Annotated in this window: 3 protein-coding genes and 1 other RNA gene; 1 reads left to right on the forward strand and 3 read right to left on the reverse strand. The window is 37.2% G+C overall.

Annotated features, from left to right (window positions below):
* Window positions 1-198 precede the first annotated feature (198 nt).
* The 3 genes from CDZ78_RS19575 to CDZ78_RS21515 all read right to left on the reverse strand — a co-directional run bounded on the left by CDZ78_RS19575 (window position 199) and on the right by CDZ78_RS21515 (window position 2,097).
* A complete protein-coding gene (locus CDZ78_RS19575; protein WP_087871460.1) occupies window positions 199-564 on the reverse strand; it encodes a hypothetical protein in 366 nt (121 codons plus the stop codon).
* 219 nt (window positions 565-783) lie between these two features.
* The gene (locus CDZ78_RS19580; protein WP_140414246.1) at window positions 784-1,164 is read right to left on the reverse strand and encodes a hypothetical protein; all 381 of its coding nucleotides are present in this window, start codon (window positions 1,162-1,164) and stop codon (window positions 784-786) included.
* Window positions 1,165-1,839: 675 nt separating this feature from the next.
* The gene (locus tag CDZ78_RS21515; RefSeq protein WP_140414247.1) at window positions 1,840-2,097 is read right to left on the reverse strand and encodes a Druantia anti-phage system protein DruA; all 258 of its coding nucleotides are present in this window, start codon (window positions 2,095-2,097) and stop codon (window positions 1,840-1,842) included.
* Between the two features lie 243 nt (window positions 2,098-2,340).
* Between CDZ78_RS21515 and ssrA the strand changes: the two genes are divergently transcribed.
* Window positions 2,341-2,717, forward strand: a transfer-messenger RNA (tmRNA) gene (gene ssrA, locus CDZ78_RS19590).
* Window position 2,718: the final 1 nt, after the last annotated feature.

The following is a 2,718-nucleotide window of genomic DNA, read 5'->3' on the forward strand; positions in this document are numbered from 1 at the left end:
TCTAAAATATTGTCGTTTGAAAAGATAATTTCTTCCACTTTCCAAGGCGATTGTAAGCCTAAAGCCATACTAAATAAAGATTCATTATTCATGGTATTATTATCGCACTACCCACTAGGATTCACATAGAGCCAAAATAAAGTGCGTTACTACATGACGAAAGAATCAACAAAATAATACCTGAGTATATAAAACATATTATTGTGCGCATTTTATAGATCCTCCATTAATAGCATCGTTAATACTTTTAAGTCCAGAGGGTGATTTCGCAATGTTTTTCGCTGCATCTCCAGTAGAAACAAAATGGTTATATTTGATTTCATTCAAGCCATCAATATAAATACAACCAAATGAAGTCAGTGTCATTGCGTCTTCGTTATCACCTTTCCTTGGCACAATTGCAAAAGTATCTCTGTCGTACCCTAGAACTATACGCCCAGTTCCTTCAGTACTGACTGCCACATCAATACCTACGGCTGTATCATGAGCATAAATTAGGTGGGTCGCTTTACCACAACCATAAAGTGAAATACTTAATAACCCGTATAATAAAATTTTTTTCATTATGTTACTCCTAAGTACAGAAACTCACAAAATACATAAATTTTGTTATATTTATAGCGTGGAAATCTATTGACTATACTGCTTGTAAAAAAACGTTAATTTCGCCACCTAAAGTATATTTAAATATAAAAACACCCTCAAAGTCTCGATGCAGCCTAATTACTTGACTCTTAGCTGTTCCAAGCGAAAAACCAACCCTGTGATTATTAGTATTAAATATCAACCCTTTTGTATCACTAAGCCATGCAATAGCTTTATTTGAATAATCAACACTGTTTGATCTTTTCCCTGTTCAATAAGATGATCTTCTTTAGCTAGTATTAACATACTGGAAAGACTCACTTCCTCAATTTGTTTATCTTTGGGGTAAAAATACCATCGTTCAGTAAATCCAAATGTTAAGCCAGCATCTGCCTCATGTGTACTTAGAAAACAACCATACGATTTTAGATTAACCATATGAACAGTTTTATTTTCAAAGTGCTTAACATTGACAATTCCAAAATTATTAACGGCACATCCCGTTATTAAATTAAAAAGCAATATAACACCGCAAAATAATACAAAATTGACATAGTTAGTTGCTGCTATTTTTAACATTTTTTCAATATTCAAAAAAATTTTTGGATACTTACTGAGCTATTCACCTTATGAACCTTACATAACTCATAAATGACGGGTATTCATGTGTATTTATTGACAGGAAAACAAGCAAAAATCATCATTTTCTTACTCATTATGGGAGTTGTTTTATTACAGTTCCAACACCAATAACAGTATGATGTTCATCAATTGCTATTACTGTTAATTGAAATCCGAGACTAAATAGTAGCCCGTATAAAGCTGGCGGAATACGGAAAATAGGAGTCTCTGCTCATCCTGTATTACGCTGGCTTCATACAGACTACATTTATATTCCGATTTGATACTTTCGTATTTTATTAAATCCTCATTCCTAAGTAGTCAATTAGTAAAACACTATTTTTCTTAACTCACTCCCTAACTTCATCTTTAGATTACACATTTTTTTTAAAATACACATGACCCATATGGGTCAAAAATAACGCTAATTTACATTCCATTTCAATGAATACTAATGGTGTAACATACATAGCCGCAAACCATAAACTTACAGCTCCCCATCCGTAAATATTCGACTAACCCTTCCTATATAAAATCAGCGAGTAAAACTGACGGGGCAGCGGATAAAGCCATAAGTCCTTGTTGGGTAGGCTTTGTTTGCCAACAGGCCCCAACTTACCACGCCCTGTAGTTTTACCTACGTAGATTCAAGTTCGTGGTTTTGTAACAGCTACCTGCAAATCGCTCGGTATCAACAAAAGTTTCCGGTAACACCGGCCGTATGCCATAACGCTCTTCCCATTGTGTAGGAAGGTGACGAGCTATCATGGATAACACGTAGAAGCGAGATTGTTGGACTTCACCCAGAGCATAATCAAAAAACGGGCATTGTTCACGAGTAACGGTAGGTTTCTTTGCCGCTTTCGTGGCACCATCCAGTAAATTGATCACGTGGTGCTGTTTGCCAGGCAGCAGCACCAAAGCCAAACACTGCACTAATTTTCTCGTCTAGAGTGACAAAGTAGCGAAGCTACGCAACGGGTGACTGTGGTTTAATCGAATCTATACTTTTTAGGACTGCCTAATTACTTAAATTTAGCAGTGTGTACTCGCTAATTTGCGCAACTATTCACAATACCAGTATTAAAAATACCTGTATTAAACTCTGAAATCTATTATAATGAAGTTTCCAAAGGGGACGACCTGGCTTCGACGTGGGTAGCAAAACCTTAGGTGCATGTCGAGGACAGTACACCTCGTAAAATCTACTGACAAAATGTATTCGCAAATGACGAAAACTACTCAATGGCTTTAGCTGCTTAAACCCAGCACCATTCTCCTGGCTACATGTGCTTATGCGTGTAGAGTCCTTCGGGACATCCAGGAGTCACTCTACATAAGATCGCGCTAAGAACTTTGTTCGGAGTTCTGTCCCGCTAAACCCAATCGAAATCGCTAAAAGTATCTTGGTCCGACGGGTAGCTTTTAGTTAAATCAAAGTGCGGAATAAACATGTAGATCCAAAGGCGGAGTGCTTGCGGACGGGGGTTCAATTCCCCCCGTCTCCACCAA

It is taken from the genome of Bathymodiolus platifrons methanotrophic gill symbiont, from assembly GCF_002189065.1.
Lineage (GTDB): Bacteria > Pseudomonadota > Gammaproteobacteria > Methylococcales > Methylomonadaceae > Methyloprofundus.

Coding starts and splice junctions, on each gene's coding strand:
- CDZ78_RS19575 (WP_087871460.1), bottom strand. CDS start 564: ATGAAAAAAATTTTATTATACGGGTTATTAAGTATTTCACTTTATGGT.
- CDZ78_RS19580 (WP_140414246.1), bottom strand. CDS start 1,164: ATGTTAAAAATAGCAGCAACTAACTATGTCAATTTTGTATTATTTTGC.